Below are 15,649 nucleotides of genomic sequence, written 5' to 3' on the forward strand. Positions count from 1 at the left end.
GTAATTTACCGACGCGTTCGTAACTGAATTCGGTGATCTCGCGAAGAGGCTTCAGCATGTCGGAACCTGGGCTCCGTCGCACGGCCGGCGCCAATAGTTCCCGAAAAGTGCTCCAGCTGCTGTTGTCGTTCACCGAACAGCGCTGGGAGGCCAGCGTCGCGGAACTCGCCGAGGTGATCGGCAGCCCGGTCGCCACCACCTACCGCTACGTGCAGCTGCTGAAAGAACTGCAGCTGCTCGAGGAATCGCGGTCCGGGCGCTACCACGTCACCAGCCGCGTCATGCCGCTCGCGCGCGCCGCCCGGCTCGCGAACGACCTGGCGCGGATCGCGCGGCCGACGATGGAGGAGGCCGCGCGCGAACTCGGCGAGACCATCCTGCTGTTCCAGCATTTCGGCGATTTCGCGGTGTGCAGCGACCGGGTGGAATGCGACCGCGCGATGCGCTTCACGTTCCAGCCGGGGCATTCGATCCCGCTCGGCGTCGGCGCGACCGGGAAGATGCTGCTCGCCCTGCTGTCCGACGGCGAACGCGAACGCCAGGTCGCCCGGATCGCCGACGAACGCGGCGCCGAGGTGCGCGACGCCCTCAAGCACGCGCTGGCCAACCGCTACGCGCAGAGCTGGGGCGAGATCGAGGACGGCGTGTGGGCGTGCTCGGTGCCGGTCGACGCGGACCGGCTCCGGCCGAGCGTGCTGAGCCTCGTCGGGCCGGCCACGCGCGTCGGCGACACGGAGCGCGAACGGGCGATCACGGCGTTGCGCGGCTACGCCGAGCAAATCGGAAAGGCGATTTCCGAATACTCGGTGTAGCCGTAAAATCGGGCCGGTGATCCGTCTCGCGACCCCTGCCGACCTGCCTGTGCTGCCCGACCTCGAACGCGCCGCCGGAGAACCGTTCCGGAGCGTCGGCATGGCCGAGATCGCCGACGACGCACCGCCTTCGGTCGAGGATCTCGCGGCGTTCCAATCCGAGGGCCGGTGCTGGGTCTGGGACGACGACGGGGTGATCGCGGCGTACGTGCTCGCCGAGGAGGTCGACGGTTTCGGCCACGTGGAACAGGTTTCGCTCCTGCCGAGCCACGCGCGCCGCGGCTTGGGCCGGGCGCTGATCGAGACGGTCGGCGCGTGGGCCGCGGAGCGCGGGCTGTCCGGGCTGACGCTGACGACGTTCGCGGAGGTGCCGTGGAACGCGCCTTACTACGAGCGGCTCGGGTTCCGCGTGCTGGCGGACGAGGATCAGGGTCCGGCACTGCGAGAGATCCGGCGGACGGAAATCGCGCGCGGGCTGGACCGGTGGCCTCGGGTGGCCATGGTGCGGGCTGCCGGGGTTTCCCTTGGGGCTTAAGCGGTTTCGCGGTCGTTCAGGTTGATGCCGCCAGGATCGTCCGGGCCTGTGTCAACGCGAAGCCCAGCAGGTTCAGCCCGCGCCACCGCGCCGGGTTCTCCGCGTCCGGATCGTCCGCGGCCAGCCCGATGCCCCACACCCGGTCAAGAGGGCTCGCCTCCACCAGCACCCGCTTCCCCGTGCTCAGCAGGAAACGAAGCAGCTCCGGGTGCTGCCCGAACTTGGCGACGCTGCCGGTGAGCACGATCTCGCCTCGGCAGGCCTCCCACTGATCCTCGTCGAAGCCCGCGACGCCGCGTCCCAGCTCCTTGGCCTGTCGCGGATGCCGGGCTTCCAGGATTCTCCCGGCATTCGTTTCGTCGCCGAACAGCACGGCCTTCCGCCACATCATGTAGTGCTCGGCCGTGGCGAACGTCCGGCCGTCCACCGCGAAAGGCGACGGCCACCACTGGCTCAGGCAGCCCCGCCCGGCGCTCCCGTCGTTCTCCGGCCGGTGCCCCCAGAAGAACAGGAACTTGACTCGTCGCCCGTGGCGCATCCGGTCGGCCAGCTCGGCGACATCCCGCGGGTTCTCCTCCATGAGACAACAGTCTCGCAGCGCCGATCCCTGTCCAGGAACTGATTTCGGCCGCCGCTCCGAGGCCATGGCCGCTCGGAACCGGCCGGGGTCGCTCGGGAGGGGGACCTGGATTGTCCAGCGAATCGAACACGTGTTCTACTGGTTGGGCCGGCCCCGGAGGGGGAAGCTCCGCGGGCCGGCACCCAGGCAGAACCCGTCCCCTCGATCGATCCCAGGAGGCAGTGTGGCGGTCAAGATCACCCACCTCGCCAGTGGTCAGCAGGTCCGCTTCGCGAACGCGGACGGCGCTCGCCGCTATGCCGAAATCATGGGCGGCGGCGTCGACAAATGGCGCTTCACGATCGTTCCCGGGGACAGCGGGGCTCCCGGCATGCCGGCGGCGGTCGTCAACGTGCCGGTGTGGCGGACTGTCGCCCGGTGACCGGTTCTCGTTGACACCGCGGTGATCGGCGCGGCGCGTAGCCCCCGTGCCGATCACCGGGACAACGTCACCTGCTGTTTGTTGCCTACTGCCCACGCCTTGTGCTCCACTGTCGATCACCCACTGCTGTAAGTCCCGCGACGCGGGACCGCCGCTTGTCAGCAGCGACCCACCTCGGCACGGCCCTGCACCCGTGCCAAGACGGACAGACAGAAGGAGCGGCTCCTTGCTTGCGCACCAGCGTGGAACACGTCGGCGTGGAAAAATCCGAGTCACTGTCGCGTTGTCGGTCCTCGCGCTCGCGGTCGGGGCCGGTGCGGCCCACGCGGCGCCGACGGCCACCCCGAAAGCCACCGCGTGGCCCGGCGGGTCGAAGGTGGCCATCGCCGACGACTCCGGGGTTTTCGGCAGCAACCTCAGCGGCGTGTCGTACGAATCGCCCACTGTGCTGTGGGCGGTGAAGAACGGCCCGAGCACCCTGTACCGGCTCGTCCAGGACGGCGGCAAATGGCGGCCCGACACCGCCAACGGATGGGCCAAGGGCAAGCCCATGCACTACTCCGACGGCAGCGGCGACCCGGACGCCGAAGGGGTCGTCTTCACCCCGGACGGCGTCTTCACCTCGACTGAGCGCGACAACGACGACGGCGACACGAGCAAGCCCGCCGTGCTCCGGTACGCGACCTCCGGGTCCGGCACATCGCTGAAAGCGACCGGGGAGTGGGACCTCACCTCGGATCTGCCGTCGGTCGAGCCCAACAAGGGCCTCGAGGCCATCTCCTGGGTGCCCGATTCGGCGCTCACCGCGCACAAATTCCGGGACGAGCACACGAAAGCCGCCTACGACCCGGCGAAATACCCGAACCACGGCACCGGCCTGTACTTCGTGGGGCTCGAGGCCAACGGGAAGGTCTACGCGTACGCGCTCGACCAGTCCGGCACTAAGTACACCCGCGTCGCCACCATCGACAGCGGGTTCCCGGCGGTGATGGATCTCGAGTACGAGCCGTCGACCGGCCACCTGTGGGCCGAATGCGACAACACGTGCAAGGGCCGCACCACCACGCTCGACGTCAACGCCAAGGGCGCGTTCGCGGTCACCGCGCAGTACGACCGCCCGTCCGGGATGTCGAACTACAACAACGAGGGCTTCGCGATCTCGCCGACGTGCGCGAACGGAAGCAAGCAGGTCGTCTGGTCCGACGACGACAACGACGACAACCACGCGTTGCGCACCGGAACGCTCGCCTGTAAGTAGTCCTTTGTAGACAGACGACCGCGGCGGCACCGGAAGCTCGGCGCCGCCGCGGTGTCGTCAGCTCTTCAGCAACCGGTCCAGCGCCCGCGGAACAGCCGCGGCCAGCAGGTCCAGTTCGGCTTCCTCGGCCACCAGCGGCGGCGACACCGCCATCCCCTTGCCGAGCGAGCGCACGATCACGCCCTCCTCGAGCAGGAACTTGTGCAACCGGCCGGGCGCGCCCGGGTCCGCGGCCAGCAGGTCCGGCGCGAGTTCCACCGCGGCCAGGAATCCCAGCCCGGCCCGGACTTCCGCCACCGCCGGATGCCCGACCGCGCCGGAAAGCGCGTCCGCGAGCGGCTTCTCCAGCGCCTTGCCGCGCGGGATGATGTCGTCGCGCTCATAGATGTCCAGCGTCGCGTTGGCCGCGGCGCAGGCGACCGGGTGCCCGGCGTACGTCGCGCCGTGGCGAAGGATCGGCGCGCCCGGGCGTCCGGTGAAGAACGGCTCCGCCACGTGCGGCGCGACCAGCAGCACGCCCAGCGGGATCGTCCCGCTCGTCACGCCCTTCGCCGTCGTCACCAAGTCCGGCTGCACCGGCCAGCGGTCGATGCCGTACCAGGTGCCGAGCCGGCCCCACGCGCAGATCACGCAATCCGCCACGAACAGCACCTCGTGCTTGCGGCAGATCGCCGCCACTTCCTCGATGTACCCGTCCGGCGGCAGCAGCACCCCGCCCGCGCCGATGACCGGTTCGCAGAAGAACGCGGCCACTCGCTGCGGCCCCACGCGGAGGATTTCCTCCTCCAGCGCCGCCGCGTTGTCATACGGCACCTGCGAGAAATCCGCGGCCGGCGGACCCCAGCCCTCCGCGTTCACCGGGATTCCCGCCGCGGCGGTGCCGAATCCGTGCGTGCCGTGGTAGCCCTGGGTCCGGCTGATGACGTGCGTCTTGTCCGGGCGTCCAGTGTGGACGAAGTAGGACCGCGCGATCTTCACCGCGGTGTCCACCATGTCGCCGCCGCCCGAGCCGAGGAACACCTTCGACCCCGGCACCGGAGCCAGCTCGGACAGCCGCGACGCCAGCTTCAGCGCCGGCTCGTTCGCGACGCCGCCGAACAGGTTGTACGCGTCGAGCTTCTCCAGCTGCTCGGTGACCGCGCGAGTGATCTCAGGACGGCCGTGGCCGAGGTTCGAGTACCAGAGCGAAGCGGAGGCGTCGAAGTAGCGACGGCCCGCGTCGTCCCAGACATAGGACCCCTCGCCGCGGGTCACCACGAACCGGTTCCCGTCGACCGCGCCCATGTCCGCGAACGGGTGCCACAGCGGGTTCGGCTGCTGGTCCGGCATTGCTCCTCCTCGGGGTCGGCTCAACCGGCCGGCGCCGCGGGGAGCGGCGACCGGCCGCCGCCGCCCTTTCTACCCGCCCGGCCGGGGATCGGCGAACCGCGACCCCTCGACGCGCGCCATCGCGGAACTCCGCAGTCCGGCGTCCCGATGGCTCCGATGGCGCTGTCCCCGGCCGGGCAGACTAGGTGCCGGCCGCCGCGACGGACGGCGGCACGCCAGCTCGCCCTTGAAGATCTCGGCGGCGCGGACCAGATCGGCGTAAGCCTCGACGTGGATCCGGTTGATCGCGTCGTGCGCGTCGCGGGCGGCCGCGTCGAGCCACGCGCAGTAGTCGCTTCGGGTCTGGGTCCGCATCGCGCGCCCCCGCTCAGACGTTTTCGACGGTGGTTGCCTGTGTGTTCGCGGGCGCGGAACTCAGTGACACGCCCTTCCGGTCCTTGACGAAGAAGCTCGTGACCAGGCCGATCACGGTCATCACGGCGAGGTAGCCGCCGACCGCGTAGACCGTTCCGGTGCTGGTCTGCAGTGCTTCGGCGATGGTCGGCGCGAACGCCCCGCCGAGCACCGCGCCGATCGCGTACGAGATCGCCGCGCCGCTGTAGCGGACGGTGGTCGGGTACATCTCCGCGTACAGCGCCGACTGCGGGCCGTAGGTGAGCCCGAGCCCGGCCGAGAACAACACCAGCGCGAGCACGAGCAGCCCGACGCTTCCCGTGTTGACCAGCGCGAAGAACGGGAACATCCAGACCAGCTGAAGCACGAACCCGATCCGGTAGGTGCGCACGCGCCCGATGCGGTCGGCGAGCCAGCCGCCGGCGAGCGTGCTCAGCAGCCAGGCGACGGCGGAGATCATCACCGCGATCAGCACCGTCGAACGGTCGAGATGCAGTGCTTTGGTCGCGTACGACTGCACGTAGCCGCCGGTGGTCATGTAGCCGACGGCGTTGTTGGCCGCGAACAGCAGCGCGCCCGCGACGACCAGCTTCCAGTGGTGCCGGAACAACTGCACCAGCGGCATGCTGGACCGCGCCTTCTTCTCGCGGACCTCCTCGAACACCGGGCTTTCCGCGACCCGGGACCGGATCATCAGTCCGGCGACGATCAGCACCACGCTCAGCAGGAACGGGATCCGCCAGCCCCACGCCAGGAACTGCTCCGGCGACGTCAGCGCGGTGACCAGCGCGAGAACGCCGTTGGCCAGCAGCAGCCCGATCGGCACGCCGATCTGCGGGAAAGCGCCGTACAGCCCACGCCGCTCGGCAGGCGCGTGCTCGACCGCGAGCAATGCCGCGCCGCCCCATTCGCCGCCCGCCGACAGCCCCTGCACGATCCGCAGCAGCACCAGGATGATCGGCGCCCACACGCCGATCGACGCGGTGTTCGGCACCAGGCCGATCAGCACCGTCGAGATCCCCATCAGCAGCAGGGTGAGGATCAGCATCGCGCGCCTGCCCAGGCGGTCGCCGAGATGTCCGGCGATCACCGCGCCGACCGGGCGGAAGAAGAAGCTGATGCCGACCGTCGCGAACGACACGATCAGCGCGTCCTTGCCGAGCACCGCGAAATACTGCGTCGCGAACACCAGTCCGGCGCAGATCGCGTAGATGAAGAAGTCGAACCATTCGATAGTCGTGCCGACCATGGCCGCCAGCACGACGCGGCGGTGCTCTCTGCTGATCCCGGTCGTGCGCGGCATCGCGCCTCCCCTGCTGCTGACGGTGAGCTAGGGCATAACAGCCGTGGCAGATCGTATATAATCAGTCGCCGCCTCGACAAGGCTCAATGAGGTAACTGATCAGGCTTTTTGCCCAGATGGCCCAGAGACGACCGCGAGGGCCGTTCTCTCGTTCGGCGTATTGCCTGGATTGAATGTATATTATTTAGCGCGGCGAACGGACCGGTTACCGTGGCCTGGACACCCCGCCCCGGCGGGGCTGTGAAGGGGAGGCGACAGGGATGTCCACAACACACGAGCAGGCCGGCGGGCTCAGCAAGAGCCAGCACACGTACCAGGTCCTCAAGTCCCGGATCACCGCGGGCGAGTACCCGGCGGGGCACCGGCTGGTCCTCGGTTCGCTGGCCAAGGAATTCGACGTGAGCACGGTCCCGGTGCGGGAAGCGGTGCGGCTGCTGCAGGCCGAAGGGCTGGTGCACTTCGAACGCAACGTCGGCGCGACCGTCGCGGCGATCGACCCGGTCGGCTACGAGCACACGATGCAGATGCTCGCGATCGTGGAAAGCGCGGCGACCGCGCTCGCCGCGCCGCACCTGAGCGCCGACGACCTCGCCGAGGCGGGCGAACTCAACGACCGGATGCGCGCCGGTCTCGGCCAGCTCGAACCGGTCGAGTTCACCCGGCTCAACCACGAGTTCCACGAGATCCTCTACACCCGCTGCCCCAACCCCAGCCTGGTCGACCTGGTCAAGAAGGGCTGGGCCCGGCTCGCCACGATCCGCGATTCGACATTCTCGTTCGTCCCCGCCCGCGCGCTCGCCTCGGTCGCCGAGCACGACCAGTTGCTCGATCTGATCCGCTCCGGTTCCGGCGCCGAATGGATCGAGCACTGCGCGCGGGCGCACCGGTCAGCGACGCTGGACGCGTTCCTCAGCTGGGAAGCGGACTCGCACCAGAGCTGACTTCACGCGGTCATGCGCGCGAGGATCGTCGCGAAATCCTGCTGCGGAATGGGAAACAAGCCACGGCGGAACGGCAAACCCCAATGCGTGGGGTCGGCGATGAACGACAACTGTTCGACAAGCGGCTTCGCATCCACGCGCTCGCAAGCGTGAAAGGAAGCCGCCAGCCGCCATGGCCGGAAGTCGTCACTGACGTAGGCCTGATAAGGCTTTTCGCCGGTAATGGTGGCCCACGCGGTGAACTGCCGGACTGGCTTGCCTCCCTGCAGGCTCGTGCGCGGCGAGTAGAAAATCATCTCGTCGCCGGGACGCGGCTGGCGAAGACGTTTTCCCGCACCGTGATCCGCTTGCGTGAAACCGCCTTCGCTGGCCGCTTCCACGTGGTCCAGAGTGACGGTGTTGATCCAGAATCGCTGGCCGGGAGAGCTGTTCACTTTGCCGTCAACCCTTCGACCAGACCAGTCGTCGGCCTGCCGAGAAGCCGGGAAAGATCATCACCGACTCGGGCGAAAGCCCCGGCGGCAATGGTTTCGTCGAGACTGACCAAGAAACCCGCCAGCCCGGCGTCCATTCCCGTGCCGAGGAGCATTGCTCGCAATTCCTCGGGAGCGACCGGCTGGTAAGCGACTTCCCGCTCCAGTACGACGGACATCGCTTCGGCGATGTCGGCGTAGGTGAAGTCCGTGTCGCCGGAGAGGTGGTACGTGACGTTGTCGTGGCCATCGGTGGTGACCACGACGGCCAGTGCCTCGGCCAGGTCTTTCCGGCTGGCTGCCGCGACGACCGCGTCACCGGTCGCGGCGGCGAGAACTCCGGTGAAGCGAGGGCCGGCCAGCGACTGGACATAGTTCTCGATGTACCAAGTGTTCCGCAGAATCGTGTACGGCACGCCGGACGCGATAAGGGCCTTCTCGGTCGCCCGGTGGTCCGCGTTGATCTCGAACCGGTCGTCGTCGGCGCGGACCCCGCTCGTGTAGTAGACGTGCCGGGCGTTCTTCGCGGCTTCGATGACCGACTCGTGCTGAGCAAGGCGATTCTCGTCGCGTCCCGAGATCAGCACGATGTCCGAGTGCCGCGCAACCAGTTCCGCGACGGCGGCCGTGTCCGACAGGTCGACGGCCGCGGCGCGGAACCCGGCGGAAGCGAGTTCCGCAAGGCGCGTGGGGTTCCGCCCCGCCGCGGTGATCGTTTCGGGGCTCAGGCCCTTGGCGGCCAGCGCGTCCAGGATGTGCTGGCCGAGTGCTCCGGTAGCCCCGAAAACCAGGGTGCCCGCCTCAGCCACGGTCGTGGAGGGTGACGTGGTAGCCGTCGGGGTCGGCGAAGGTGAACGTCCGGCCGAAGGGACCGTCGATCGGCTCGGAGACGATCGGGTGCCCGTCGGCGGCCAGAGCGTCGTGAATGTCCTGGACGTCGGTGGCGAGCAGCCAGATCGCGGCGCCGATGCCGGGCCGGGCGGCGGAGGCGAGATCGGTGCCGGGAACGACGTCGCGAAGCGCGAACGCGATCGGCTTCGTCTCGAAGACGACGGCGTGCGGGGGTCCGGCGGGCGAGCGGACGAGGCCGAGGTATCGCTCGTAGAAGGCTTGCGAAGCGTCCAGGTCACGCACCTGGAGCGAGAGGAAGTCGGGGCCGATGGCGGGCACGGTATTGCTCCTTTTCTTCGTGTCAGGTTTCTGACACGATCCAATCTATGTCAGAATCCTGACATGAGTCAAGACCGCGGCGGTGTCGACCTGAACAAGTCACTGGGCTACCTGCTGAAAGAGACGTCGAGCGCACTGCGGGCGGCCATGGAGGAGGTGCTGCGGCCGCTCGGGATGACCGTGACGCACTACTCCTGCCTCGAACTGCTGGCCCAACGGCCGGGCCTGTCGAACTCCGAACTCGCGCGGGGCACGTTCGTCACCCGGCAGTCGATGAATGTGCTGCTCCAAGCACTGGAGCGAGACGGCTACGTGACCAGGCCCGCCGAAGCCCCGGTCGGGAAGGCGCTTCCCACCCGGCTCACGCCGCGCGGACGGCGGAGCCTGGAGAAGGCGAGCGCGGCGGTCCGGTCCGTCGAGGTCAGGATGCTGGCCGGATTGTCCGAGACCGAGCAGTCGGAGGCGTTCCGGATCCTGCGGAGCATGGCCCGTTCCCTGCGCGACGGCGGATAGCTCAGCCGCGCGGTTTCCGGTACCACCGCGGCGAAGTGTTCAGCGGCGGCTTGAGCTTCGCGCGCACCACCAGCACGTTCGGCTCGTCCGATTCCACGAATTCGCTCAGCAGCCGGCGAAACGCGCGGCCGAAGCCGGACACCCGGTCCGCGTGCACGCCGAATGAACGGGCCAGCCCGACGAAATCCGGGCTGTCCCAGTCGACTCCGCGGTGCGGCAGGCCTTCCTGGTCCTGGTCGAAGCGCAGCATGCCGTAGCCGCCGTCGTCCACGACCACGACCGTCACCGGCAGCTGTTCCTCGGCGAGCGTCGCCAAATCCCCTACCGCGTAAAGGAAACCGCCGTCGCCGGTGACGCACAGGACACGACCGCCGCCGGTCGCCTCGGCCGCCGCGCCCGCGCCGAGCGACGCAGGGAAGCCGTAGCCGAGCGTGCCCCAGCCCATCGGGTACGCCAGCCGCCGCGGCGCGCGGACCCGGTGGAAGCCGCCGATCCAGTATCCGGCGACGCACATGTCCGTGACGATCGTCCCGTCCGCGGGGAGCACTTCCTCCAAAGTGGACAGAAAGTCGGCGGCCTGCGGTTCCTCGTCGCGGATGCGCCTGCGCACCCGGCGGCCGATGCCGGCCAGCCGCGCGGTGAGTTCGTCCAGGCCGGGCCGCGTTTCCGGATGCAGGGATTCGACGACGCGGCGGGCGTCGCCGACCAGGGTGACGTCCGGCCGGTAGTTCTTCGCCGCGTCGCCCGCGTCGACGTTGATCGCGATCAGCTTCGGCGGCGCGGGCATCTGCCAGTTCTGCGTCATCAGGCCATCGAAGTCGGTGCCGATCGCGAGCACCACGTCGGCTTCGTCCCACAGCTGCCCGACCTCCGGCGCGTGCACCGGATTCGGGGCCAGGCAAGGATGTTCGGGCGGAAGCAGGCCGCGCGCGCCGAACGTGGTGAGCACCGGCGCGGCCAGCCGCTGCGCGAGCTGCCCGATCGCTTCCCCGGCTTCGGAACGCAGCGCGCCGCCGCCCGCCCAGATCAGCGGACGGCGCGCGGACGCCAGCAGCTCGGCCGCGCGAGGCAGGTCCGGCAGGTCGAGCACGCGTTCGGCGGGAGGGGCGGGCGGTTCGCGCGGCGGCGTGGTTTCGCGGAGGAAATCGGTCGGAATGCCCAAATACACCGGGCCGCTCTGCGGCATCAGCGCGAGCCGGGCGGCGCGGTGCAGCGTCGTGGCGATCTGGTCCGCGCGGTGCACGGTGAACCCGGCCTTGGTGACCGGCGCGAACATCGCCTGCTGATCGGAAGTTTCGTGCAGCACCCCGCGCACGACACCCGGACGGCGCAGCGTCGACGGGATGTCCGTGGCGATCACGAGCACCGGGGCCGCGGACGCCATCGCCTCGCCGACCGCACCGAGCGTATTCGCCGCACCGGGGCCGGTGGTCACGAGCGCGACGCCGAGTTTTCCCGTCCTGCGGGCATAACCGTCGGCGGCGTAGCCCGCGGTCTGTTCGTGCCGGACGTTGACGAGCCGGATCCCGGTGTCCGCCAACGCCTCCCACAGCGGCAGGTTGTGGACGCCAGGCAGGCCGAACACCACCTCGGTCCCGAGAGCCGTGAGCGCGTCCCCCAGCTGCTGAGCTCCAGTCCGTCCTGCCACGCCAGCGATGGTATCCGTCCCCCGTAAGCAGCTGCAGACACGTCACCGGACAGGGTTTGTCATCGCCTTGTCCCCCACCTGGCCGCGAGATCTGAGAGACCGCCTTTTTCGTGCGTACACTCCGGGTGCCGGGGACGCCGAGGTCCCCGCGGCGGCGGAAAGGGGTGTCCGAATGCCGTTGATGCCGGTGACCGACTCGATGTTCCTGATGGTCGAGACCCGCGAGCACCCGATGCACGTAGGCGGGCTTCAGCTGTTCCGCAAACCCGAGGGCGCGGGCGAGGACTATCTGCGCGACCTCCGCCGCGGTCTGCTGGACTCGGACAACATGCGCAGCGTGTTCCGGATGCGGCCGAGCCGCCCGGTGAACACCGTCGGGCACGTGCGCTGGTCGCGCGACACCGATCTGGAGCTCGACTACCACTTCCGGCATTCCGCGCTGCCGCAGCCGGGCCGGATCCGCGAACTGCTCGAACTCACCTCGCGCTGGCACAGCACGCTGCTCGACCGGCACCGGCCGCTGTGGGAAACGCACCTCATCGAAGGACTGCGCGACGGCCGGTTCGCGGTGTACTCGAAGATCCACCACGCGCTGATGGACGGCGTTTCGGCGCTGCGGCATCTGCAGGGCACGCTGTCGGACGACCCGGCAGACCTGGACTGCCCGCCGCCGTGGGGTTCGCGCGAAAAGCCCGCCGCGAACCACAACGGCCGCGCCCCGGCGTCGCCGTTCGCCCTGGTGGGCAAGACGTTCGAGCAGGTCGCGGGGATCGCGCCGGCCGCAGCGAAGGTGGCCCGCGAGGCGTTCCGCGAGCACCGGCTCACGCTGCCGATGCAGGCGCCGAAGACGATGCTGAACGTGCCGATCGGCGGCGCGCGCCGGTTCGCCGCGCAGTCCTGGCCCCTCGACCGGGTGCGCGAGGTCGCGACCGCCGCGGGAGTGTCCCGCAACGACGTCGTGCTCGCGATGTGCTCCGGCGCGCTGCGGGACTACCTCATCGAACAGAGCGCGCTGCCGGACGCGCCGCTGGTCGCGATGGTCCCGGTGTCGCTGCGCCGCCGCGACTCCGGCGACGCGACCGGCAACAACATCGGCGCTCTGCTCTGCAACCTGGCCACCGACGAGACCGACCCGGCGCGGCGCCTGGCCGCGATCTCCGAGTCGATGTCGAACGGCAAGAAGCTGTTCTCGCAGCTGTCGCCGCTGCAGACGCTGCTGCTGTCCGGGATCAACGTGGCGCAACTGGGCGCGTCGCCGATCCCCGGTGTCGTCGGCAACACGCGCCCGCCGTTCAACCTGGTGATCTCGAATGTCCCCGGCCCGCGCAAGCAGATGTACTGGAACGGCGCGGCGCTCGACGGCATCTACCCGGCGTCGGTGCTGCTCGACGGACAGGCCCTGAACATCACGCTGACCAGCAACGGGGACAACCTCGACTTCGGTGTCACCGGGTGTCGGCGCAGTGTCCCGCACTTGCAGCGGATCCTGACGCATCTGGACACGGCGCTCGCCGAGCTGGAATTCGCGACGAGGGGGTAGGCGGTCAGTCGATGCCTTCCGGGCTGGCTCCGCCGACCGGCACGGCGTCGGCGACGATGCGGTCGATCTCGGCGAGATCGACCGGGGCGAGCTGGAGATCGGTCGCGCTCGCCTCGATGCTGGCGGGGCGGCGGGCGCCGACGATGGCGACGTCGGCCTTCGCCAGCGTCCACGCGATGGCCAGCTGGCTCACCGCCGCGCCGCGCTCCCTGGCGAACGCGGCGAGCCGGTCGACGATCTTCAGGTTGTGCCGCAACGAGTCGCCGCGGAAAGCGGACGAGCGCGAGCGCCAGTCCGACGGGGCGAACACCGTCTCGGCGGTCAGCGAGCCGGTGAGCAGACCGCTGCCGAGCGCGCTGTAGGCAAGCACGCCGATGTCGTTCGCGCGGGCGTACGGGAGCGGGTCGGCTTCCGCGCCGCGCCGGAAAAGGTGGTAGGGCACCTGCACGGTTTCCACCGTGTCGTTCAACGCGCTGAGCTGCGCGGCGTCGTAGTTCGAGACTCCGGCGTGGCGGATCTTGCCCGCGTCCACCAGTTCTTGCAGCGTCCCGGCGACCTCGGCGGCCGGCGTCCGCGAGTCGGGCCAATGAATCTGGTAGAGGTCGAGGTGATCGACGCCGAGCGCGCGCAGGCTGTCATCCACTCCTTGCGTGAGCCATTCGCGGCGCGAATCGCGGACGCGTTCGGAGCCGGGATGAGTCCCGCCCTTGGTGGCTAGCACGACGCTGTCGCGGCGATGGTCCAGTTCGCTGCGCAACGCTTTGCCGAGGAGCGCTTCGGCGGTGCCGTAAGCCCGCGCGGTATCGAAGAGCGTGATGCCGAGTTCGTGCGCGCGCCGGATCGCGGCGATCGCGGTGTCCTCGTCGAAGCTTCCCCACTGCCCGCCGAACCCGCCGGTGCCGAAGGCGATCCGGGACACTTCGAGGCCGCTGCGGCCAAGAGTCGTCGTCCGCATGAGCCGAGCACAGCACTTTTGCTTGCCCTTTGCCGAGCGGTCCCAGCTGCCGATTATTCGGTTGACAGTCAGAGGATGCTCGCGAGGTGAGCCTCCTGGAGCCGTTGCGGCACCGCAGTTTTCGCGCCCTCGCCGCTGGCCGGACGCTCGGCACCTTCGGCAACTCGGTCGCTCCGGTCGCGCTCGCGTTCGCGGTGCTCGACCGCACCGGGTCCGCGGTCGATCTCGGGCTCGTCGTCGGGGCCCGGTCGCTGGCGAACATCCTGCTGCTGCTTTTCGGCGGGGTGCTCGCGGACCGGCTGCCGCGCGCGGTGATCCTGCAGGGCACCGAGATCGCGGCCGGGCTCAGCCAGGCGGTGATCGCCGCGAGTGTCCTTTGTGGATTCGGTTCGGTCCCGTTCCTGATCTCGCTGAGCGTGGTCAACGGGGCGGTCGCGGCGATGTCGCTTCCCGCCTCGGCGGCGATCACCCCGCAGACCGTGCCGCGGGACCTGCTGGCTCCGGCGAACGCGTTGCTGCGTCTGCTGGTCAACGGCGGCCGCATCGCCGGGGCCGGAGTCGCCGGGGTCGCGGTGGCGGCGGCCGGATCCGGCTGGGCGCTGGCGGTGAACGCGCTGCTGTTCTTCGCCGCCGCGATCGCCTACCGCGACGTCCGGCTGCCGCGCGCCGAGCGGGTTGCGGGCGCACGGCCGATCGCCGATCTGGTCGCCGGATGGCACGAGTTCCGGTCCCGCGCCTGGGTGTGGGTGGTGGTGGCGCAGTTCGCCTTCGTCAACGCCGCCGGGCTCGGCACGCTCGTGGTCATCGGGCCGGTCGTCGCGGACGAGACGTTCGGGCGGTCCGGGTGGGGACTGGCGCTGGCGATGCAGACGGCGGGCGCGCTGGCCGGCGGGATCGTCGCCGCGCATTGGCGGCCGCGGCACGCGTTGTTCGCCGGGGTGCTGCTGGTGACGGTGGAAGCGCTGCCGGTGCTGACGCTCGGCTGGTGGCCGTCGCTCGTCCCGCTGCTGATCGCGATGCTGGCGGCCGGGCTGGCGATGGAGCAGTTCAGCGTCGCGTGGGACGTTTCGCTGCAGGAACACATCCCGCCCGACCGGCTCGCCCGCGTGTACTCCTACGACATGCTGGGTTCGCTCGCCGCGATGCCGCTCGGGCAGATCGCGGCGGGTCCCCTCGTGCAGCACTTCGGCCGGGAGACGGTGCTCGTCTCGTGCGGGGTGCTGATCCTCGTCTCGACCGGGCTCGCGCTGTGCAGCCGCGAGATCCGCCAGCTCACGAACCGGCCGACGGCGCCGGTCGCACCGACAGGAAGTTGACCGCGCTCGCGCTGAACACCAGCTCGTCGTCGCCGTTGAACAGTTCCATCCGGGTGCGCACGAGGCCGCGATCGGGCTTCGACTTCGACAGCCGCGCCTCGGTGACGGTCGCCCGCATCCGCAGCCGGTCCCCCGGCCGCACCGGACGCGGCCAGCGCAGCTCGTCGACGCCGGGGCTGCCGAGGCTCGCGACCGACGACAGGTAGTGGTCGGCGAACATCCGCATCATCAGGCCCGACGTGTGCCAGCCGCTCGCGATCAGCCCGCCGAACGGGCCCTCCTTCGCCGCCGCCGGGTCGACGTGGAAGCTCTGCGGGTCGTACTTTTCGGCGAACTCGATGATCTCCGCTTCGGTGACGGTCGTGTCGCCGAACTCGTACACCGACCCCTCGGGGTAGTCCTCGAACCAGCGGTCGTTGATGGGCGCGGTGAACTCGGTCATCCGCGACACCCTGCCACGGG

The 15,649-nt window shown here is 69.7% G+C and carries 18 protein-coding genes; 8 read left to right on the forward strand and 10 right to left on the reverse strand.

What is annotated here, in order from left to right; all coding sequences use genetic code 11:
* The first annotated feature begins 107 nt into the window (after window positions 1–107).
* Entirely contained in the window at window positions 108–812 is a 705-nt protein-coding gene (locus tag ACZ7OI_RS22890; protein WP_470266219.1) for an IclR family transcriptional regulator, read from the forward strand.
* Window positions 813–828: 16 nt separating this feature from the next.
* Window positions 829–1,347 carry a GNAT family N-acetyltransferase gene (locus ACZ7OI_RS22895; protein WP_470266220.1) on the forward strand — a complete coding sequence of 173 codons (519 nt, stop codon included), beginning with the start codon at window positions 829–831 and terminating at the stop codon, window positions 1,345–1,347.
* A gap of 16 nt (window positions 1,348–1,363) precedes the next feature.
* Here the strand turns inward: ACZ7OI_RS22895 and ACZ7OI_RS22900 are convergent, their stop codons facing one another.
* Window positions 1,364–1,927: an NADAR family protein gene (locus ACZ7OI_RS22900; RefSeq protein ID WP_470266221.1), complete on the reverse strand. Its 564-nt coding sequence runs from the start codon at window positions 1,925–1,927 to the stop codon at window positions 1,364–1,366.
* Between the two features lie 223 nt (window positions 1,928–2,150).
* On the opposite strand from ACZ7OI_RS22900, the gene ACZ7OI_RS22905 reads away from it, so the two are divergent.
* On the forward strand, window positions 2,151–2,348 hold the full coding sequence (locus tag ACZ7OI_RS22905; RefSeq protein WP_037715481.1) for a hypothetical protein: 198 nt from the start codon (window positions 2,151–2,153) through the stop codon (window positions 2,346–2,348).
* 283 nt (window positions 2,349–2,631) lie between these two features.
* On the forward strand, window positions 2,632–3,606 hold the full coding sequence (locus tag ACZ7OI_RS22910) for an esterase-like activity of phytase family protein (RefSeq protein WP_470266222.1): 975 nt from the start codon (window positions 2,632–2,634) through the stop codon (window positions 3,604–3,606).
* A 57-nt stretch (window positions 3,607–3,663) separates the two neighbouring features.
* On the opposite strand, the gene ACZ7OI_RS22915 is transcribed toward ACZ7OI_RS22910, so the two are convergent.
* The 3 genes from ACZ7OI_RS22915 to ACZ7OI_RS22925 all read right to left on the reverse strand — a co-directional run bounded on the left by ACZ7OI_RS22915 (window position 3,664) and on the right by ACZ7OI_RS22925 (window position 6,631).
* A complete protein-coding gene (locus tag ACZ7OI_RS22915; protein WP_470266223.1) occupies window positions 3,664–4,935 on the reverse strand; it encodes an aminotransferase family protein in 1,272 nt (423 codons plus the stop codon).
* 69 nt (window positions 4,936–5,004) lie between these two features.
* On the reverse strand, window positions 5,005–5,289 hold the full coding sequence (locus tag ACZ7OI_RS22920; protein ID WP_470266224.1) for a hypothetical protein: 285 nt from the start codon (window positions 5,287–5,289) through the stop codon (window positions 5,005–5,007).
* A 13-nt stretch (window positions 5,290–5,302) separates the two neighbouring features.
* Complete coding sequence (locus tag ACZ7OI_RS22925; protein ID WP_470266225.1) at window positions 5,303–6,631, reverse strand: MFS transporter; 1,329 nt, start codon at window positions 6,629–6,631, stop codon at window positions 5,303–5,305.
* Window positions 6,632–6,891: 260 nt separating this feature from the next.
* On the opposite strand from ACZ7OI_RS22925, the gene ACZ7OI_RS22930 reads away from it, so the two are divergent.
* A complete protein-coding gene (locus ACZ7OI_RS22930) occupies window positions 6,892–7,572 on the forward strand; it encodes a GntR family transcriptional regulator (RefSeq protein ID WP_470266226.1) in 681 nt (226 codons plus the stop codon).
* A gap of 2 nt (window positions 7,573–7,574) precedes the next feature.
* Here the strand turns inward: ACZ7OI_RS22930 and ACZ7OI_RS22935 are convergent, their stop codons facing one another.
* Genes ACZ7OI_RS22935 through ACZ7OI_RS22945 form a run of 3 tightly spaced genes read right to left on the reverse strand, consistent with a single transcriptional unit; the run spans window position 7,575 to window position 9,215 of the window.
* Window positions 7,575–8,006 carry an EVE domain-containing protein gene (locus tag ACZ7OI_RS22935; RefSeq protein WP_470266227.1) on the reverse strand — a complete coding sequence of 144 codons (432 nt, stop codon included), beginning with the start codon at window positions 8,004–8,006 and terminating at the stop codon, window positions 7,575–7,577.
* On the reverse strand, window positions 8,003–8,854 hold the full coding sequence (locus ACZ7OI_RS22940) for an NAD(P)H-binding protein (protein WP_470266228.1): 852 nt from the start codon (window positions 8,852–8,854) through the stop codon (window positions 8,003–8,005). The genes ACZ7OI_RS22935 and ACZ7OI_RS22940 overlap by 4 nt, the downstream gene beginning before the upstream one ends.
* Entirely contained in the window at window positions 8,847–9,215 is a 369-nt protein-coding gene (locus tag ACZ7OI_RS22945; protein WP_470266229.1) for a VOC family protein, read from the reverse strand. Before ACZ7OI_RS22945 ends, ACZ7OI_RS22940 begins: the two co-directional genes overlap by 8 nt.
* 63 nt (window positions 9,216–9,278) lie before the next feature.
* Between ACZ7OI_RS22945 and ACZ7OI_RS22950 the strand changes: the two genes are divergently transcribed.
* Entirely contained in the window at window positions 9,279–9,728 is a 450-nt protein-coding gene (locus ACZ7OI_RS22950; RefSeq protein ID WP_470266230.1) for a MarR family winged helix-turn-helix transcriptional regulator, read from the forward strand.
* Window position 9,729: 1 nt separating this feature from the next.
* On the opposite strand, the gene ACZ7OI_RS22955 is transcribed toward ACZ7OI_RS22950, so the two are convergent.
* On the reverse strand, window positions 9,730–11,376 hold the full coding sequence (locus tag ACZ7OI_RS22955; RefSeq protein WP_470266231.1) for a thiamine pyrophosphate-binding protein: 1,647 nt from the start codon (window positions 11,374–11,376) through the stop codon (window positions 9,730–9,732).
* A 172-nt stretch (window positions 11,377–11,548) separates the two neighbouring features.
* Here ACZ7OI_RS22955 and ACZ7OI_RS22960 point away from each other — a divergent pair, with 172 nt between their 5' ends.
* Window positions 11,549–12,916, forward strand: coding sequence for a WS/DGAT/MGAT family O-acyltransferase (locus tag ACZ7OI_RS22960; RefSeq protein WP_470266232.1), 1,368 nt, complete (start codon window positions 11,549–11,551; stop codon window positions 12,914–12,916).
* A 4-nt stretch (window positions 12,917–12,920) separates the two neighbouring features.
* Here ACZ7OI_RS22960 and ACZ7OI_RS22965 read toward each other — a convergent pair whose 3' ends face one another.
* Window positions 12,921–13,871: an aldo/keto reductase gene (locus tag ACZ7OI_RS22965; RefSeq protein ID WP_470266233.1), complete on the reverse strand. Its 951-nt coding sequence runs from the start codon at window positions 13,869–13,871 to the stop codon at window positions 12,921–12,923.
* A gap of 86 nt (window positions 13,872–13,957) precedes the next feature.
* Between ACZ7OI_RS22965 and ACZ7OI_RS22970 the strand changes: the two genes are divergently transcribed.
* Window positions 13,958–15,187, forward strand: coding sequence for an MFS transporter (locus ACZ7OI_RS22970; RefSeq protein ID WP_470266234.1), 1,230 nt, complete (start codon window positions 13,958–13,960; stop codon window positions 15,185–15,187).
* On the opposite strand, the gene ACZ7OI_RS22975 is transcribed toward ACZ7OI_RS22970, so the two are convergent.
* Window positions 15,144–15,629: a MaoC family dehydratase gene (locus tag ACZ7OI_RS22975; RefSeq protein WP_470266235.1), complete on the reverse strand. Its 486-nt coding sequence runs from the start codon at window positions 15,627–15,629 to the stop codon at window positions 15,144–15,146. The two genes, ACZ7OI_RS22970 and ACZ7OI_RS22975, sit on opposite strands and share 44 nt — an antisense overlap.
* Window positions 15,630–15,649 lie beyond the last annotated feature (20 nt).

Source organism: Amycolatopsis sp. NPDC114503 (genome assembly GCF_055633655.1).